This window comes from Prescottella sp. D32 (assembly GCF_037287305.1).
GTDB lineage: Bacteria > Actinomycetota > Actinomycetes > Mycobacteriales > Mycobacteriaceae > Prescottella > Prescottella equi.
Window position 1 is genome coordinate 394,202 of the sequence record NZ_JARBSW010000004.1, and the last position, 18,988, is coordinate 413,189.

At 69.5% G+C, this 18,988-nt stretch carries 13 protein-coding genes; 9 read left to right on the forward strand and 4 right to left on the reverse strand.

Annotation, left to right across the window (positions count from 1 at the left end):
- From PSS76_RS18970 to PSS76_RS18990, 5 genes are all read left to right on the forward strand, one after another.
- Nucleotides 1-1,437 (forward strand): GuaB1 family IMP dehydrogenase-related protein, encoded by a 1,437-nt coding sequence (locus PSS76_RS18970; RefSeq protein WP_005513104.1) that lies wholly within the window; start codon nucleotides 1-3, stop codon nucleotides 1,435-1,437.
- A gap of 288 nt (nucleotides 1,438-1,725) precedes the next feature.
- The gene (locus tag PSS76_RS18975; RefSeq protein WP_005513103.1) at nucleotides 1,726-3,096 is read left to right on the forward strand and encodes a hemolysin family protein; all 1,371 of its coding nucleotides are present in this window, start codon (nucleotides 1,726-1,728) and stop codon (nucleotides 3,094-3,096) included.
- A complete protein-coding gene (locus tag PSS76_RS18980; protein WP_022596082.1) occupies nucleotides 3,089-4,177 on the forward strand; it encodes a hemolysin family protein in 1,089 nt (362 codons plus the stop codon). The genes PSS76_RS18975 and PSS76_RS18980 overlap by 8 nt, the downstream gene beginning before the upstream one ends.
- A 5-nt stretch (nucleotides 4,178-4,182) precedes the next feature.
- A complete protein-coding gene (locus tag PSS76_RS18985; protein ID WP_084848125.1) occupies nucleotides 4,183-5,061 on the forward strand; it encodes a 3-methyladenine DNA glycosylase in 879 nt (292 codons plus the stop codon).
- Nucleotides 5,062-5,200: 139 nt separating this feature from the next.
- A complete protein-coding gene (locus tag PSS76_RS18990) occupies nucleotides 5,201-7,543 on the forward strand; it encodes a LuxR C-terminal-related transcriptional regulator (RefSeq protein WP_337456534.1) in 2,343 nt (780 codons plus the stop codon).
- Between the two features lie 8 nt (nucleotides 7,544-7,551).
- Here PSS76_RS18990 and lplAB read toward each other — a convergent pair whose 3' ends face one another.
- Nucleotides 7,552-8,601 carry a lipoate-protein ligase LplAB gene (gene lplAB, locus PSS76_RS18995; RefSeq protein WP_221277952.1) on the reverse strand — a complete coding sequence of 350 codons (1,050 nt, stop codon included), beginning with the start codon at nucleotides 8,599-8,601 and terminating at the stop codon, nucleotides 7,552-7,554.
- A 111-nt stretch (nucleotides 8,602-8,712) separates the two neighbouring features.
- Nucleotides 8,713-9,069, reverse strand: a complete 357-nt coding sequence (locus tag PSS76_RS19000; RefSeq protein ID WP_005513097.1) for a VOC family protein — start codon at nucleotides 9,067-9,069, stop codon at nucleotides 8,713-8,715.
- A gap of 583 nt (nucleotides 9,070-9,652) precedes the next feature.
- Between PSS76_RS19000 and PSS76_RS19005 the strand changes: the two genes are divergently transcribed.
- The 4 genes from PSS76_RS19005 (at nucleotide 9,653) to PSS76_RS19020 (ending at nucleotide 17,522) form a co-directional block, all read left to right on the forward strand.
- On the forward strand, nucleotides 9,653-11,836 hold the full coding sequence (locus tag PSS76_RS19005; RefSeq protein ID WP_022596098.1) for a malate synthase G: 2,184 nt from the start codon (nucleotides 9,653-9,655) through the stop codon (nucleotides 11,834-11,836).
- A 147-nt stretch (nucleotides 11,837-11,983) separates the two neighbouring features.
- Nucleotides 11,984-13,729, forward strand: coding sequence for a substrate-binding domain-containing protein (locus tag PSS76_RS19010; RefSeq protein ID WP_081121641.1), 1,746 nt, complete (start codon nucleotides 11,984-11,986; stop codon nucleotides 13,727-13,729).
- A 2-nt stretch (nucleotides 13,730-13,731) separates the two neighbouring features.
- On the forward strand, nucleotides 13,732-14,880 hold the full coding sequence (locus PSS76_RS19015; protein WP_337456535.1) for a metallophosphoesterase: 1,149 nt from the start codon (nucleotides 13,732-13,734) through the stop codon (nucleotides 14,878-14,880).
- 167 nt (nucleotides 14,881-15,047) lie between these two features.
- Nucleotides 15,048-17,522, forward strand: a complete 2,475-nt coding sequence (locus PSS76_RS19020) for a LuxR C-terminal-related transcriptional regulator (protein ID WP_337456536.1) — start codon at nucleotides 15,048-15,050, stop codon at nucleotides 17,520-17,522.
- A gap of 141 nt (nucleotides 17,523-17,663) precedes the next feature.
- Here PSS76_RS19020 and PSS76_RS19025 read toward each other — a convergent pair whose 3' ends face one another.
- Nucleotides 17,664-18,104, reverse strand: coding sequence for a hypothetical protein (locus tag PSS76_RS19025; protein WP_337456537.1), 441 nt, complete (start codon nucleotides 18,102-18,104; stop codon nucleotides 17,664-17,666).
- Between the two features lie 36 nt (nucleotides 18,105-18,140).
- Nucleotides 18,141-18,980, reverse strand: coding sequence for a class I SAM-dependent methyltransferase (locus PSS76_RS19030; protein ID WP_337456538.1), 840 nt, complete (start codon nucleotides 18,978-18,980; stop codon nucleotides 18,141-18,143).
- Between the last annotated feature and the right edge of the window lie 8 nt (nucleotides 18,981-18,988).

Sequence of the window (18,988 nt, forward strand, 5' to 3'; positions counted from 1 at the left end):
GTGCAGTTCCTCGAAGGGCAGCGCCCGCCGTACGACCTCACCTACGACGACGTGTTCCTGGTCCCGAACCGGACCGACGTGGCGTCACGCTTCGACGTGAACCTGGCGACGTCGGACGGGTCGGGCACCACGATCCCGATCGTCGTCGCCAACATGACCGCCGTCGCGGGCCGTCGGATGGCCGAGACCGTCGCCCGGCGCGGCGGGCTCGTCGTCATCCCGCAGGACGTTCCGTCGTCCGCGGTCGCCGAAACCGTCGAGTTCGTCAAGAGCCGGCACCTGGTCGCGGACACCCCGATCACCCTCGACCCCGAGGACGCCGTCTCCGACGCACTGACCCTGCTGCACAAGCGGGCGCACCGCGCGGCGGTCGTCGTCGACGGCGGCAAGCCGATCGGGGTGCTCACCGAGTCGTCCTGCGCGGACGTCGACCGGTTCACCCGGGTCGGCGCGGTGGCGGTGCGTGACTTCGCGACCGCTCCGGTCACCGCGACCCCGCGCGAGGTGTTCGGGCTGCTCGAGTCGCGGCACGATCCGCTCGCGGTGATCGTCGACGACGACGGCATGCTGGCCGGTGTCCTCACCCGTACCGGTGCGATCCGGGCCGGCATCTACTCCCCCGCCGTCGACGAGCGGGGCCGGCTGCGGATCGCGGCGGCCGTCGGGGTCAACGGGGACGTGGCCGCGAAGGCGAAGGCCCTCGCCGACGCCGGCGCCGACCTGCTGGTGCTCGACACCGCGCACGGCCACCAGCAGCGAATGCTCGACGCCCTGCGTGCGGTCGCCGCGCTCGGTCTCGGGGTACCGCTCGTGGCGGGCAACGTGGTCTCGGCGCGCGGCACCCGGGATCTGATCGACGCGGGAGCGAACATCGTCAAGGTCGGCGTCGGCCCGGGCGCGATGTGCACTACCCGCATGATGACCGGCGTCGGCCGGCCCCAGTTCTCCGCCGTCGCCGAGTGCGCGGCCGCGGCGCGCGAACTGGGCGCGCACGTGTGGGCGGACGGGGGTGTGCGGCACCCGCGTGACGTGGCGCTCGCGCTCGCAGCCGGGGCGTCGAACGTGATGGTCGGGTCGTGGTTCGCCGGCACCTACGAGTCGCCGGGCGAGCTCCGGATCGACCGGGACGGCAATCGCTACAAGGAGAGCTTCGGGATGGCGTCGAAGCGCGCCGTCGCGGCCCGCACGGTCGAGGATTCCGCTTTCGACCGCGCCCGCAAGGGCCTTTTCGAGGAGGGCATCTCGAGTTCCCGGATGCGCCTCGACCCCCACCGTCCCGGCGTCGAGGATCTACTCGACCACATCTGCTCGGGTGTCCGCAGCACCTGCACGTATGCGGGTGCTCGCACGCTCGACGAACTGCACGAGAAGGCCGTGCTGGGAGTGCAGTCGGCGGCCGGGTTCGCCGAGGGCCGTCCCCTGCCGTCCGGGTGGTGACCCAGCACTGAGCGGGATGTCTGTTTCATCCCGTTCGATTCGCGCCCGATATAGTGGTGGCTTCGTTTCCTGAAATATCGTCGGCGCTGCTTCGGTTGAAACCGACGACATGTGCCGCCCGACAGAGAGGACGCCGGTGCCCGAGGCACCCATACACACGCCCCCCGACGCACAGCCCGTCGCGACCGCTTCGGGCCCGGACGCCGAGTCCGAGGGCTCCTCTAGCGAGCCGGGTGACAAACCCGGCGCCCCCAGCAACTCCCCCTCCCCGGGTCGGGTGGTGCTGACGTGAACGTCGCACTGACCGTCCTCAGCCTGGTCGGCTTCATCGCCTTGACCGCAGGCACCGCCCTCTTCGTGGCGGCCGAATTCTCCCTGACCGCGCTCGAGCGCAGCACCGTCGACGCCCACGCGCGCGGCGGCGATCGGCGTGCCCGGCAGGTCCAGCACGCGCATCGCACGCTGTCGTTCCAGCTGTCCGGCGCCCAGTTGGGCATCACCATCACGACACTGATCACCGGTTACCTGGCCGAGCCCGTGCTCGCGCGGTTCATCACCCCGCTGCTCACCGGCGTCGGGCTGTCCGATGCCACGGCCGGCGGCATCTCGCTGGCCCTTGCGCTGATCATCGCGACGTCGTTCTCGATGATCTTCGGTGAGCTGGTGCCCAAGAACCTGGCGATTTCGAGGCCGCTGCCGACCGCCCGCGCCACCGCGGGGCTGCAGGCCGGCTTCTCGCTGATCTTCAAGTGGGCGATCAACGGGCTCAACGGCACCGCCAACTGGGTGGTCCGCCGTCTCGGCATCGAGCCCGCTGAGGAACTGCGATCGGCCCGGTCGCCACAGGAACTCGGCTCCCTCGTCCGCACCTCCGCCGAGCGCGGATCGCTCGACGCCGGCACCGCGCTGCTGGTGAACCGATCGCTGCGCTTCGGCGAACTGAGCGCCGAGGAGTTGATGACACCCCGCGTGAAGATCGAGACACTCGATACCGACGCCACGGTGACCGATCTGCTCGAGGCCGCCTCGCGCACCGGATTCTCGCGATTCCCGGTCGTCGACGGCGATCTGGACAACACGATCGGTGTCGTTCACATCAAGCACGCGTTCACCGTGCCCGCCGCCCGCCGTTCCACCACCCGGCTGGATTCGCTCGCGCAGGCCGTACCGGTGGTGCCGTCGACGCTCGACGGCGACGCGGTGATGGAACAGGTCCGCGCGGACGGCATGCAGGTCGCCCTCGTGGTCGACGAGTACGGCGGCACCGCCGGCGTCGTGACGATGGAGGACCTCATCGAGGAGATCCTCGGGGACGTCCGCGACGAGCACGACGAACCCGAGATCGACGTCCAGCGGGTGGGCCACAGCTGGGCCTGCTCCGGACTGCTGCGCACCGACGAGGTCAGCCGTGCCACCGGCTACCTCGCTCCCGAGGGCGAGTACGACACGCTCGGCGGCCTGGTGCTCACGTCGCTCGGCCGCATCCCGGTCGAGGGCGACGAGGTGGCACTGCCGGACGCGAACGGCCTGCCCGCCGGCCCCGACGGCCGCGGCTGGATCGCCCGGGTCCTGACGATGGACGGTCGCCGCATCGACCGGGTGTTGCTCACCCCGGTGCCGGCGATCGAGCCGGCGCGGGAGGTGACGCACCATGGGTGACCTGTTCGGTGTTCTGCTCACCGTCGTCCTGCTGGCCGGCAACGCGTTCTTCGTGGGCGCCGAGTTCGCGCTCATCACCGCCCGCAGGGACCGGCTCGACGCGCTGCACGCGCAGGGCAAGAAGCGTGCGGCCACCGTCATCAAGGCCGGCGAGAACCTGTCGCTGATGCTCGCCGGGGCCCAATTGGGCATCACGATCTGCTCGATCCTGCTCGGTAAGGTCGGCGAACCCGCCATCGCGCACCTCATCGAGGCCCCGATGGACGCGCTCGGCGTACCCGACGCCCTGCTCCACCCGATCGCGTTCACGATCGCGCTGGGTCTGGTCGTCGTGTTGCACATCCTGCTCGGCGAGATGGTCCCCAAGAACATCGCGATCGCCGGACCGGAGAAGACCGCGATGCTGCTGGTGCCCGCGCACCTGGCGTTCATCAAGCTCGCCAGGCCGCTCATCGCGTTCTACAACATCAGCGCCAACGGCATCCTGAAGATGCTGCGCGTGGAACCGAAGGACGAACTCGACGCCACGGTGTCCACGATGGAGCTGTCCGAGATGATCGGCGAATCCCACACCGAGGGCCTGATCGACGAGGAGGAGCACCGCCGGCTGACGCAGGCGCTCGAGACCGAGGGCCGCACCGTCGCCGACGTCATGATCCCGTCGGCCAAGATGCGCACCGTCCCCTTCCGGGACGGCGGCACCACGCTGGGAGCGGTGGAGGAAGCGGTCGTGCAGACCGGCTACTCGCGCTACCCGGTGCGCGGCGCCGACGGTGCCCTGATCGGCTACCTGCACCTCAAGGACGTGCTCGATCGGATCGCCGACGAGGCCGCCGGACCCGAGACGGTGATCCCGCGCTCGGACATCCGCCGGCTGCCGCTGATCTCGGTGACGCTGCCGCTCGACGACGCGCTCGCCCGGCTGCGCCGCACCAACTCGCACCTCGGTGCGGTGGTCGACGCGTCGGGTGCGGTGATCGGTATCGTCGCGCTCGAGGATCTGGTCGAGGAGTTCGTCGGCACGGTGCGGGACGGCACCCACCGGATCGTCGACGTCGTACCCGGTCAGAAGGCGGTCTGAGAGTAGTGAGTTCGGCAGTTCTGCCGGAAGAGGTGTGGACTGCCCGGCGGGACCGCCACCGAGAGGTGGTGGCGGATCTCGTCGGGCCGCACCTGCAGCGCAAGGCCGCGGGCGTCAAGCATCCCGTGCACGACTTCCTGTTCACCTACTACAGCGTCAAACCGAACCAACTGCGCCGCTGGCATCCCGGGTACGGCACCGCCCTCGCCGGGCCGTCGGCGCGCGACTACCTCATCTACGCCGGCTACGAGACCGCCGACGATCTGGTGGCCCTGTCCCCCGACGTCCTGGCACGGCGTCGAGAGACGGTCGAATTCGTCGCCGAGCTGCTGTCCGCCACCGCCGCCCGGCGCCCCCAGCTGAGCTGCTTCGGTCTGCACGAGTGGGCGATGGTGTACCGCGGCGGCGAGGAGGCGGTGCGGCACGCGCAGGTCCCGCTGCGGCTGGGGCACGCCGGCACCGACGAGGTGGTCGAGTCGATGCAACTGCGCTGCACGCACTTCGACGCGTTCCGCTTCTTCACCGCCGACGCGGTCCCCCGCAACGAGGCCGCGCTCACGCGGGACACGCAGGTCGCCCGGGAACAGCCCGGCTGCCTGCACGCGGGCATGGACCTGTACAAGTGGGCGACCAAGCTCGGGCCGCTCGTCGAATCCGAACTCGTCATCGACTGTTTCCGTTTGGCAACGGACGCGCGGGAGTTGGACATGAAGGCCAGCCCCTACGACCTGACCGAGTACGGGTACGAACCCGTCCGCATCGAGACCCCCCAGGGGCGCGCCGACTACGTCCGCGAGCAGGTGTCGCTGGCGGAAAGGGCCGGGCGACTGCGGACGCACCTGGTCGAACGGTGCCGGGCACTGCTGGTCACGGCGCACAGTTAGCCATATCCAGCCGTCACGGCCGATGCCCCAGCAGCGCATCGCCGACTACACCGGCACCGGCCGGTTCGTGCGCGGCGCCTCCACCCGGCCCGGCGAGTAGTCTCGGTTGTGTTGATCTGACGGAAACGTAGGTGGCGGAATGGCCGACGTCGACACCCTCGGGCCCCACCAGGCGTCCGGTCCGTCGCCCGGTCACGGCCGACTCCCGGCCGATCTCACCAGTTTCGTCGGTCGCCGCCACGAACTCACTGCGGTTCGTGGCGCGCTCACCGAATGCCGTCTCGTGACGCTCACCGGCATCGGCGGTGTCGGCAAGACCAGGCTCGCTCTGCGCGTCGCGACCTCGGTCCGGCGGAACTTCCCCGACGGCGTGTGGCTCATCGAACTCGCCGATGTCCACGACCCGGACTTCGTCGTCGACGTCGTCGCCACCACGCTGGGGGTGCGCGACTACACCGGCCGCCCACCCCGGGATTCGCTCGTCGAAGCCATGGCCGAGGGGGCCAGGCTCCTCGTTCTCGACAATTGCGAACAGGTCGTCGACGCGGTCGCGGAGCTGGTCCAGACGTTGCTGGAGCGGTGCGCCGGCCTGCATGTCCTCACCACGAGCCGGGAACTGCTCGGACTCGGCTGCGAGACCGTCATTCCGGTGTCCCCGCTGACCACGCCGAGCCGGGACCGGAGCCAACCGGTGATCAAGGTGTCCCGGTTCGACGCCGTCGCCCTGTTCGCCGAACGGGCCGCCTCCGCGGTGCCGGGGTTCGCACTGACGGACGACAACACCGCGACGATCGCCAAGATCTGCGCCCGGCTCGACGGGTTGCCGCTGGCAATCGAACTGGCTGCGGCCCGCACCCGCGCCCTGTCACCCGAGCAGATCCTGCAGCGCCTGATCGAGCGTCGCGGCCTGCTGACGTGGAGCAGTCGAGGTGTGCCGCCCCGACAGCAGACGCTGAAGTGGAGCATCGGGTGGAGCTACGACCTGTGCACCCCCGAGGAACAGCAGCTGTGGCGCCGGCTGTCGCTGTTCACCGGGAGCTTCGACATCGACGACGTCGAGCACATCTGCGGGGAGGACTGTGCCGGCGACCTGCTCGACATCCTGGCGTCGTTGGTGGACAAGTCGATCATCGTCCGCGAGGACGCCCGCGGCCGGGCTCGCTACCGGATGCTCGACACGGTCCGTGGTTTCGGCCGCGAACAGCTGGACGAGACCGCGGGCGATGTGAATCTGCGGTTGCGGTTCCGCGACTGGTACACCCGGATGGCGCTGGACGCGGAGGCCGACTGGATCAGTCCCCGGCAGCTCGACTGGAGCGATCGGCTTCGCGGGGAACTGCCGAACCTGCGGGAGGCATTCGACTTCGCGATCGCCGAGAACGACGGAAGCGCGCTGCCCCTCGCGGCCGCCCTCTACCCGTTCTGGATCGCACGCGGCCTGTTCGCCGAGGGCCGGCGCTGGCTCCATCGCGCACTCGACCAAACCCACCGGCAACCGACCACCCTCCAGGCCAAATCGCTCTTCGCGGCCGCGATCCTGGCCGCCTTCCAAGGTGACCTCACGGTCGCCGCTGCCCGAGCCGAGGACGCGCTTGCACTGGAGTCGCCGGCGGCGGATTCGATTGCCCGCGCCTACGTCGCGATGGCCGCCGGGATCACAGCCTTCTGCAGCGGCGACCTCGAACAGGCTCGGGTACGCCTGCGGTTCGCGGCGGACACCCCCGGCGTCGACGCGTATCCGCAACTCCAGCTCGAGGCGCTCAGTCTGCTCGGCTGGGCCCACGTCGGTGACCACACCTCGCAGGCTCTGACCTTCCAGGGCCGCGCTCTCGCCATCGCGCAGGGCCACGGCGAATACATCCATCGCGGCTATTCACTGTGGGCCAACGGAGTCGACACCTGGCGCTCGGGCGATCGCGAGCACGCAACCGAACTTCTCGAAGCGGGACTGCGCCTGACCCGGCAGACTCGCGATCCACTGATGGTCTTCACGTGCCTGCAGGCGCTGGCCTGGCTCGACGCGGAGAACGGTCAGGTGCGACGCGCGGCCGTCGTCATGGGAGCGGCCGACGCCCACCGCCGGCTCGTCGGTAGCAACCCGGTCTTCTTCCCCAATCTGCTCGTTCACCAGAACGACTACGAAGAGACGGTCCGCGAGGCGCTGGACGCGAAGACGCTCGACGCCGCGCACCGTGAGGGTGCATCGATGACCACCGCGGACGCGATCGCGTACACACTCGGTGAACAGTCCCGCGAGCCGATGCCGGACACGCCCGGTCAGGAGCGGACGGTGCTGACCAAGCGGGAGCACGAGGTTGCCGAACTCGTCGCGGAAGGCCTGACCAACAAGGAGATCGCACAGAGGCTCACGATCTCGCGCCGCACCGTCGACGGCCACGTCGACCACATCCTGACGAAGCTGGGCTTCACCTCACGCGTGCAGGTCGCCAGCTGGATCACAGAGTCGGCGCCGACGGACTGACACCCCGGTCACGGCACCCGATACGTCCACTCCGGGTTGGCGAACTTGGTGGCGACCAGTTGCTGCGCGGCCGCCAACTCGGCGTCGGTGTAGGCGCTGGTGGTCGTGTCGTAGCGGGCGCGGAAGTGCGCGAGGAAGGCGGCGATGATCGCATCGCGCGCCATCCCGGTCTGCGAGCGCATCGGGTCGACCCGTTTGCCGGAGCTGGTGATGCCCTTGTCGGATATCTTCTCCCGGCCGATGCGCAGCACGTCGGTCATCTTGTCGGCGTCGATGTCGTAGGCCATGGTCACGTGGTGGACGACCGCACCGGCCGCGAAGCGTTTCTGCGCGGCGCCACCGATCTTGCCCTGTTCGGATGCGATGTCGTTGAGCGGGACGTACCGGGCCTTGATGCCGACGTCGGCGAGCGCGCCCATCACCCACTGGTCGAGGAACTCGTACGAGCGTTCGAAACTCAGCCCGTCGACCAGGGACGTGGGCACCGACAGCGAGTAGGTGATGCAGTTGCCCGGTTCCATGAACATCGCCCCGCCACCGGAGATGCGTCGCACGATGCCGATACCGTGCCGGGCCGCGGCCTCCTCGTCCACCTCGTTGCGCACCGACTGGAACGAGCCGAGCACCACCAGCGGAGAATCCCAGTCCCAGAATCGCAGCGTCGGGCGGCGCTCACCGGTGGCCACCTCCCGGGTGATCACCTCGTCGAGCGCGACGTGCATCGCCGGGTCCAGCACCACCGGTTCGATGACGTCGAAGGTGTGGTCGTGCCAGCTGGTCGCGTGGCCGAGCGCTCGGCGGATCGCGATACCGACCGATTCGGGGGTGAATCCGATCAGAGCCACGTCGTCGCCGATCTTCTCGGCGATCGCCTGGCCCATTCGGGTGGCGTCGGCGGTGGTCGGCAGCCCGGTGACCGCGGCGACGATGTCCTCGAGTGCGTCGTCCGGCTCGAGGAAGAAGTCGCCGGACAGCGCCACCCGGGACAGCTGCCCGTCCTCCACATCGACGTCGACGATCACGAGCTTGCCACCGGGAACCTTGTATTCACCACGCACGAAAAGAAGCGTATCGGTGAGTGCGACAGGGCGGTGGCGCGGGAACCGGCGACACCTACGGTGTGAGCGACGGCGCAGGCGCCGCGTCACCCGCGGCGGGCTGTCCGCAAGTCACTTGCGCGCGAGCGGGCTGTAGAAGACCAGGCCGTTGCCGTTGTTGTCGTAGACCACCGCGCGGCGCTCGTGGGCGTCGTCGTACGGACCCTTCACGATGGCGCCGCCGCCGTCCTCGATGGCTGTCGCGGCCGCATCGACGTCGGCGGTCTTGATGCCGACGACGACCTTGCCCGGGATCGGGTGGTCGACGGCGGTCGCGAGCGCGATCGTCACCGATCCCCCGTCGAGCGCGGCGAAGTGCGCGCCGTCGCGGAACTTCAGGGTCATCCCGAGGGTCCCGGTGTAGAACTCGAGGGCCTCGTCCAGGTTTTCCACCGACAGCATGATCATCTTGGCGTCGTAGTCGCTCACTTGTGCCTCCGGTACTCGATCGAAACTTCGGCGCGTGCGCCGGAACGGACCCGTCCGGGTCCGCCACGGCCCGCCGCGTGCTCGCTGATCCTCACCCACGACCGGCTCCCGCTCATCCCGACCCGCCGCGGATGCTGCGCACGGGGGACCTGGGGCCCTACCGGACCGGGTCCTCGGGCCCGGCGGACGTGTCGCAACGACGTGTCGTAGCTGAGTCGCTCGTGGCATTCCGCTCACCGCGCACTACGGACCGTTCGTCGCGGGTCGGGCCCGACCGGCCGCGCCCCGTAGCGCGAGCGAAGTGACCAGCCAGTATCATCTGTGCACGATCGGCCAACTCGCCGTTCTTGATCGAGTCTGCATCCGGACGCGAACCGTTCGTCCCACCGCAGTCGGCGCCCACCTCACGCGCCTCAGCTCCCCGAGCTGTATTCGTCGATGCCCTGGCCGCCGCACCGGACTGATCTACTCCGGAAGCTACCGCCGGGTAACATTGTTGTCGTCCCGTTCGGCGTCCGAACCATGTGCCCTGACAGCGGCCGTGTTCCGGGCGCTGCTGGTACCGGAAAAGTGAGGCAGTTCCATGACTGAACGCGTGCAGGTCGGTGGTCTTCAGGTCGCCAAGGTTCTCTACGACTTCGTGAACGATGAGGCTCTTCCGGGCACCGGCGTTTCCGCCGAGGCGTTCTGGGAGGGTGCGGGCAAGGTGTTCGCCGACCTGGCCCCCAAGAACAAGGCACTGCTCGCCAAGCGCGACGACCTGCAGGCGCAGATCGACGCGTGGCATCGCGAGCGGGCGGGCAAGCCGCTCGACGCCGCCGAGTACAAGGCGTTCCTGCAGGAGATCGGCTACCTGCTGCCCGAGCCCGAGCCGTTCCAGGTCGCGACCGAGAACGTCGACGCCGAGATCGCCACGACCGCCGGCCCGCAGCTCGTCGTCCCGGTCCTCAATGCCCGCTTCGCGCTCAACGCGTCCAACGCCCGCTGGGGTTCGCTGTACGACGCGCTCTACGGCACCGACGCGATCTCCGAGGACGGTGGCGCGGAGAAGGGTAAGGGCTACAACAAGGTTCGCGGCGACAAGGTCATCGCGTGGGCCCGCAATTTCCTGGACACGGCAGCACCCCTGGCGAAGGGCTCGCACACCGAGGCCACCCGCTACTTCGTGGTCGACGGCAAGCTGGCCGTCGAACTGGGCGGCGAGGTCGTGACGACTCTGGCCGAGCCGGAGAAGTTCGTCGGCTACCTCGGCGACGGTGACCACCCCACCTCGGTGCTGCTGCGCAACAACGGCCTGCACGTCGAGATCGAGATCGACCCGACGTCCCCGATCGGCAAGACCGACGGTGCCGGCGTCAAGGACGTCGTGCTCGAGTCGGCGATCACCACGATCATGGACTTCGAGGACTCGGTGGCCGCGGTCGACGCCGACGACAAGGTCGTCGGCTACCGGAACTGGCTGGGGCTCAACCGCGGCGACCTGTCGGAGTCGTTCGACAAGGGCGGCAAGACCGTCACCCGCACGCTCAACGGCGACCGCACCTACACCACGCCGGACGGTGAGGAGCTGACCCTGCACGGGCGCTCGCTGCTGTTCGTCCGCAACGTCGGACACCTGATGACGAACCCCGCGATCCTCGACGCCGACGGCAACGAACTGCCCGAGGGCATCCTCGACGCGCTGATCACCAGCGCGTGCGCGATCCACGGCCTGAGCATCGACGACGACCACGGCCCGCTGAACAACTCGCGCACCGGCTCGATCTACATCGTCAAGCCCAAGCAGCACGGCCCCGAGGAGGTGGCCTTCACCACCGAGCTGTTCGGCCGCGTCGAAGAGGTCCTGGGTCTGCCGGCGAACACCCTCAAGGTCGGCATCATGGACGAGGAGCGGCGCACCACCGTCAACCTCGCGGCCTGCATCAAGGAAGCGGACCAGCGGGTGGTGTTCATCAACACCGGCTTCCTCGACCGCACCGGAGACGAGATCCACACCTCGATGGAGGCCGGCGCGATGGTGCGCAAGGCCGACATGAAGAAGCAGACGTGGATCGCCGCGTACGAGGACTGGAACGTCGACACCGGCCTCGCGACCGGTCTGCAGGGCAAGGCTCAGATCGGTAAGGGCATGTGGGCCATGACCGATCTGATGGCCGACATGCTCGAGCAGAAGATCGGTCACCCCCGCTCCGGCGCCAACACCGCGTGGGTGCCGTCGCCGACCGGCGCGACACTGCACGCCACGCACTACCACCAGGTGGACGTGTTCGCGGTCCAGGACCAGCTGAAGGGCAAGCCCCGCGCGACGGTCGACGAGATCCTCACGATCCCGCTCGCCCCGTCCACCGACTGGTCCGACGCCGAGAAGCAGCAGGAGCTCGACAACAACTGCCAGTCGATCCTCGGCTACGTGGTGCGCTGGATCGACGCCGGCGTCGGCTGCTCCAAGGTGCCCGACATCCACGACGTCGCACTCATGGAGGACCGGGCGACGCTGCGCATCTCGAGCCAGCTGCTGGCCAACTGGCTGCGGCACGGCATCGTCACCGAGGCCGACGTCGTCGCGAGCCTCGAGCGGATGGCGCCGGTCGTCGACCGCCAGAACGAGGGCGACGCGTCGTACCGTCCGATGGCCCCGGACTTCGACTCCAACATCGCCTTCCAGGCGGCCAAGGAACTGATCCTCGAGGGCGGCAAGCAGCCCAGCGGCTACACCGAGCCGATCCTGCACCGCCGTCGTCGCGAGTACAAGGCCGCCAACGCCTGATCCTCGCGCGCGCCACCCGCGGCCCCGGCACCGTCACAGGTGCCGGGGCCGCGGGCGGTCGGGACGTCCGTATTCGTCACTAGACTGCGTTCGTCGGGACCGGTCGGGCGCCGGTCCGACGCGGTAGAGAGCAAGGCGGTTTTCCACGTGGGGCAGCATCGCAGTGATCGACGCACCCGCGGCGTCAGCAAGGGACCGGTCATCGCGTTGGTGTCGGTGGTCGTGATCGTGCTCGGCGTCGTCGGCTGGTTCCAGCTCAGGGACCGCGCGAGCAGTCAGGGGACGGCGGCGGCGGGCGCATGCGTCGAGGGCGATATCCGACTCGACGTCGCCGCGGACCCGAGCATCGCCGCCCCGGTCCGCGATCTCGCCGCCCGGTTCACCGACACCCTGCCGGTGGTCCGGGACCACTGCGTGTCGGTGACCGTGTACGACGCTCCGACCGCAGCGGTGACCGAGGCACTCGCCGCGGCGCCGGACGGTCCGTGGCAGGAAGATCTCGGTCCAGCTCCGGCGCTGTGGATCCCGGCGAGCGGCACCGCGATCGACCGCCTCGCAGGGGCCGGCGTGGTGGACGGCAGCCCCAAGCCACTTGCCTCGAGTCCGGTGGTCGTCGTCGCGCCCGAGGACCTCGCGGCGGCGCTGACGGCGTCCGGGACCGGGTGGCAGAACCTCCCCGCCCTGCAGAGCGGCAAGGACTCGCTCGACGGGATCGGCCTGCGCGGCTGGGGCGGCCTGAAGCTCGCCCTGCCGGCCGGACCGGATTCCGCCGCCGCGCTCGACGCCGTGGCCGCCGCGACGGCGAACGCCGGAACCGGCCCCCTCGACGAGACACAGGCAGCGTCCCCCCAGGTGGTCGCCGCGGTCGGCGCTCTCGCCAACGGCAGCAAGGCCATCGACGCCGCACCCGCCACCACCGCCGATGCCGTCGAGCTCCTCGCGGGCCGGTCGGATCCCGCGTCCGCCCCGGTCCACGCAGTGCCCGCCACCGAGCAGCAGCTGTACGCCGCCGGCGACGACGCGCGCGGCCTCGTCGCCTACGCACCGGCGGGCGCGACTCCGGTCCTCGACCACCCCGCCACGATCCTCGCCACGCCGTGGGTCGACGAGACGCGCGGCCGTGCAGCCGCACAGTTCGTCGACTTCATGCGGCAGCCGGAATCGGTACAACAGTTCGTGGACGCGGGGTTCCGCGTCGGGGACCGCACGCCTGCGGCCACCGACCGCACACCGATGCCCGAGCTGGGACAGGTGCTCACCCCCGCCACGGGGCCTGCTGCCACGCGGCTCGCGCAGACGTTCGCGAATCCGGCCGTCCCGCAGGCAACCACGATCCTGCTCGACGTCTCCGGGTCGATGGGCTACACCGACGGAGACGGCACCCGGCTGAGCAACACCGTCGACGCGCTGTCCGCTCGGATCGCGGCACTGCCCGCATCGTCCGACGTGGGGTTGTGGGTGTACAGCCGCGGCCTCGACGGTGCCAAACCGTACCTGGTGAAGGTGCCGACCGGGCCGCTGTCGGACGGCGACCGCAGGCAGCGGATCGAGGCGGCGCTGCGGTCGCTGCGTCCGGCCACCGCGACATCGACCTACGCGTCGGTGATTGCCGCGCACGACAGTGCGGTGGACGGGTTCGTCGACGGTCGCCCCAACTCGGTGCTGCTCGTCACCGACGGACCCAACGACGACACCTCGGTGGGAACTCAGAAGCTCATGCAGTCGCTGACCGGCGCGGCACACCCCGTGCGGGTCGACGTCGTCTCGATCGGCGAGAACAGCGATCAGGCGACGCTCCGGTCGATGGCGGACCGCACCGGCGGCACGCTGATCGCCGTACCGTCCACGCAGGGTCCCGCCCTCGGGGACGCGTTCGCGAAGACGCTGTCGTAGCCGTGATCCGCATCGCGATCTTCGGGGCCTTCCTCGCGCTGGTGAGCTACTGGGTGCACCGCCGTCTGGTACGCGCGACCGGGCTGACCGGACGGCCGGCCCGCGCCGTCGACGTCACGCTGATCGTGCTGTGGGTGCTGGCGCTCGTCGGGGTCGGTAGCGGTGAGGTGTTCGACCCGGCCTGGGCGCGGATCCCCGGCTTCGTCGGCTGGGTATGGCTTGCGGCTCTGCTCTACCTCGTGCTCGGGTTGATACTGGTCGGCGCCGGGTCTGGTGTCGCACGCCTCGCCGGACGCCCGCAGCCCACCGACCCGTCCCGCCGCCGGGTGTTGCGCGGTGCGACGGCCGCGGTGACGGTCGCCGCGATCGGTGCCACGGGCTACGGCGTCGTCGAGGCCCACACTCCCCGGATCCAGCGGGTCCGGGTACCGCTGCGGCGCCTGCCGAGCGAGTTCGCCGGCATGCGCATCGCCCTCGTGACGGACCTGCACGTCGGTCCGTCACGAGGGATCGGGTTCACGCGCAAGGTCGTCGATCTCGTCAACGCCCAGAAGCCCGAGCTGGTCCTGCTCGGCGGCGACCTCGTCGACGGCACCGTCGCGAAGGTCGGCCGCGACCTCGAGCCGTTGCGGGATCTGCGCGCCCCGCTGGGCGTGTTCGGGGTCAGCGGCAACCACGAGTTCTACGCGGGCGACGGTGGCCGCTGGCTGGATCTGTGGGACACGCTCGGTATCCGCACGCTGCGCAACGAGCGCGTCGAGATCCACCGCGGCGGCGGGGTCATCGACCTGGTTGGCATCCATGACCGCACCTCCCCCGCGCCCTACGAACCGGATCTTCCGGCCGCGCTCGCCGGACGCGACCCCGACCGTTTCGTGCTGCTTCTCGCACACCAGCCGAAGCAGGCGGTCGAGGCGTCCGAACTCGGGGTGGACCTGCAACTGTCGGGTCACACACACGGTGGCCAGATGTGGCCGCTGGGGTATCTCGTCCCCCTGCAGCAGCCGTCGGTGACCGGCCTCGATCAGGTGGGCGACACCGTGCTGTACACGACGCGCGGGGCAGGCGCGTGGGGACCGCCCGTTCGGGTCGGTGTGCCACCGGAGATCACCATCCTCGAACTCGCGAGCCGCCCGCAACCGTCCCGCTGACCGGGCGTGCAGTGCGGGCACGGGTGAAGTCGCGGGTGACAAACGACGTGACACGCGCCCACCACTGGTCGGTTCGCCCGATATGTGCGTGGATGAGAGTTCTGCCGATCGTCCATGCCCCCACCTTCTCTGCGGATGCGGTCGGTCGCCGAAACCGAAGGACACCCATGACCCAGGAGTTCACCAGCAACCGGATCGCCGTTTGGGCGCCGACGAGGTTGCTGCACCGACTCCGCCGGACTTCGGGACTCACCGTCGTCCGGGCGCCCCACGGGTTCGGGAAGTCGGCGCTGGCGTCGGCGTGGCTCACGACATCGCCGGCCGCGGGACGCCGCACACTCCACATCCCACCGCCCCAGCCGACGACGTCCGTCGACGACTACTGGACACAGGTCTACCGCGCACCGACCGGCGCCGGGGACCCGCTGGACATCGTCCTCGAACGCGTGGACCTGCTCGGTGATCCGATCGTCGAACGCCGGATCCACGAGTTCGTCGACGAGCACCTCGCGGTCGACGTCCTGGCGACGGTGGTCGGGCGGTCGACCTTCGAGGATCCGCTGACCTTCACGCCCGACCACGACTCGCTCCGCGCAGACGACCTTCTGTACACGCCCGACGACTTGCGGGAACTGTTCGGCTGCGCCGGGCACGAACCGTCCGACGCAGTTCTGGACGGTCTCCACCGCCGGACCGGCGGACTACCCCGGCTCTGCACGGCGGTGCTGGCATCGACGACATCGGCAGGCGTACCGGCGGGCGAGGTGCTCGAACAGGCCTGCGCCGACGTGGTCACGACGTACGTCCACCACGACATCCTCTCCGCGGTCGACACCGAACTGCAACGCTTCCTGGTCCGTACCGCGACCGCACGCGTGGTCACCGTGGAGCTCGCGCAGTACCTCGGTGGTGGCCCCGACTCGGCGCGCCATCTGCACGCCCTCGAATCCAGGGGAATCCTGGACTACCGGGACACCGTCGACGGCGACGCCTGGATGCTGCCACCCGCGGTACGGACGGAACTGGTCAGCGTGCAGCGCGCGGAGGGCCTCGAACCCGCGGCGCGGTCTCGGCTGCTGGCTCTCCATCATCGGGACCGCGGCGATCACGGCGCGGCGCTGCGCTGTGCCGCCGAGGCCGAGGACTGGGACCTCGCCGTCGATCTGTTGAACCGACAGGCCGCAACTCTGGTCAACACGCACATCGACGTCCTCCGCGAAGCGCTCCTCGCGCTCCCGGCCGAAGTGCTGGACGCCCAGCCCGGTCTCACGATGCTGCGCAACCTCGTGCGACAGCTGTCGGGCGATCCCTCGAACGACGAGGCCCGCTACGACACCGCCGACCTCCTCGACCTCACAGTGGTCGAGGACCCCCGCGAAGCTCTCACGATCGTCGGGAACCGGATTCTCTCGCAGCGCCTCGGTGGCGACTACGAAACCGCGGCCGATCAGACACGCAGGCTGCACGTTTCGGTGGGACGGCTGCTGGACACGGACCCCGACGCGATCACCGACCTACTGCCGTTCCTCCGGATGCAGAGCGGCCTCACGTATCAGTTGGCGGGCGACTTCGCGGACTCCACCGTCGAGCTGCGGCTCGCACACCGACTCGGTGCGGCACGTCGCATGGACTACATCTCGCGGAATGCGGCCGGCAACTCGGCCCTCAACTGGGCCTTCGCCGGCGAACTGCAGCGAGCACACGACTGGCTCGCCGCCGAGGCGCGGATCCCGCCGCCCGACGAATGGATCGAAGCCCTCGTCCGCATCGGCGGTGCTGTCGCCCGCGTGCTCACCGCGATCGACGAACTCGACCTCACATCTGCGGAACGCGCGGTCGAAAGCTTGCGCGTTCTCCCGGAAGTCGTGGAACTGTGGCCGTTCGTGACGTACGCCCGCTGCAGGTACGCCATCGCGACGGGCGAACCGGCGGACGGACTCGCGGCGCTCGGTGTGTTCGCCGACGCGCGGACGACTGCAAACGGCGCCTTCGTGCAGTCGCTGCTCTCCGCTGTCGAGATCGAGGTGTGTCTCGCGCTCGGCGACATCGCGCGGGCCCGGGTGATCGCCGGTTCGCTGACGTCCGACACGCCGTGGGGCGTCGTTGCTGCCGCACGGGCGCACCTTCTCACCGGAGATCACCAGTCCGCCATCACCATGTGCCGCCGGTACGACTGGCTGGGTTCGCCGTACGCGCGATCACAGCTGGAAGCACTCGTGATCGAGGCGGCCGCCGCGTGCCGACTCGGCCGCGACGAGGACGCCCTCCGTGCCTGGACCCACGCCTGCGCGATCGCCGACCGCACCGGTATACGGAGCGCCTTCGCGAGCGTCGACCGTGACACCGTCGTCCTTCTCTCCCAGCGTGCGGCGCGACCCTCGCCGGCGGTGACCGCGTTCCTCGAGGCGCCGTCCCGCGAGCACTACCCGTCGACGCTGGCCTTCCCGCAGCTCACCGACCGTGAAGCGACGGTGCTCGAGGGTGTCGTGCAGGGCCTGACCGTCGGACAGATCGCGAGCCGCATGTTCCTGTCGACCTCGACCGTCAAGACCCACAAGCGCACGCTCTATCGAAAGTTGACTGCGCACTCGCGCACCGAGGCGATCGATCGTGCCCGCTCCCTCGGCTTCCTCGACGACTGACCCTCCCCGGTCGTGGCTGCTCGAGAACTGGTGGTGAACCCGCGTGAGATTGCAGCGAGTCGCAAGATTCCGGTTTTCCTCCGATTCCGTCACATACAGAGTTCAACCATCGCACCGAGCGGGAGGGACTGGATGCTGCGGCTAGCCTGCGGGACAGAGAATCCGCCGGGCCTGATCCCAGAACGGGTACAGCTGCGATGTGTTCGCGTCGGGATGGTCGGCCCGCGCGACGCGTTCGAACTCGAGATAGGTCTGCCCCGGTATCGACGACAGGTTGCACGCCTGTAGACCGAGCTTCGCGGCCGAGGCGTCCGACACGCCCCGGCCCCACGGCCCGAGATCGGATGCCAGGTAGGCGTTCACGCCGTCACCCCAACGATCGAACGCGAACTGCATATCGAAGGAACAGCTGTCCGGCAGCAGTTCGACGCAGGTCGCCGTCCGCCCCCGTACGGTCGCCACATCGTCGGCCAGAGGCCGTTCCGTCGACGTCTGGGCGACGTCCGACAACGCGCGATAGAAGGCGAAACCCGTCCCGAGAAGCGCCGCGACCACCAGCACGGCAACGATTATCCTCGACACCCCTCCCCCTCTCCCCCGGTCCCGGGCGCCCGAACATCAGGGACGCTGCGCGAGCGTCAACCGGATCTTGTGCCGGGTGACCACCCGGCCGTCGTCGTCACGCCAGCCCTCCACCCGCTCGAGCGCGGCGTCCCGAACGTGGTCGCGTTCATCCTCCGGAATCGAATCCCACAGCATGCGCTGCCCGTGGGAGCGCGTCCACGAATACCACTGTGCGGGGTCGTCGAATTCCAGTTCGAGATCGAAGGACGTAGTCCTCTCGTGGACGAGCCCGGCGGTCCGCATCAGTGCCTCGACTGCGGCATCGGCGCCGAACGGCCCATCCGGATCGCGAGGATCCACGGGGAAGAAGCGCGTGTCACGGTACGGCGCGAACAGATCGTCGAGTTCCTCCCAGCGCGGATCCCACGCGCCGAACGTCGACACGCCCACCGTCCCGTGTGGAACGAGGAGCGATCGCCACGCGGTCAGCGCGGCCGCCGGATCCGGCAGGAAGAAGAGCATGAACGACGCGGTGACGACGTCGTACCGGCCGTGTGGAAGCGACGGCCGCATGGCGTCCATCACCTGGACGTGCACGTTGGTCAACCCTCGGGTCCGCGCCTCGCGCCCTGTCACGGCCACCATCCGCGGCGCGAGATCGATTCCGGTCACCTCCCCCGACGGGCCGACGGCGTCGGCGAGGCGGAACAGCACCGCGCCCCTACCGCATCCGACGTCGAGCGCTCGGGCACCGGGCCGAGGCGCGACGGCACGCACGAGACGATCCGCGATGGGCCCGAAGAACGGCACGCCCAGACTGTCGTAGCTGTCCGCGACCAGATCGAACAGATCCGCGATCCGTGCGGTGTGTACCTCGTCCGGCACCTCGACCATCCATCGAT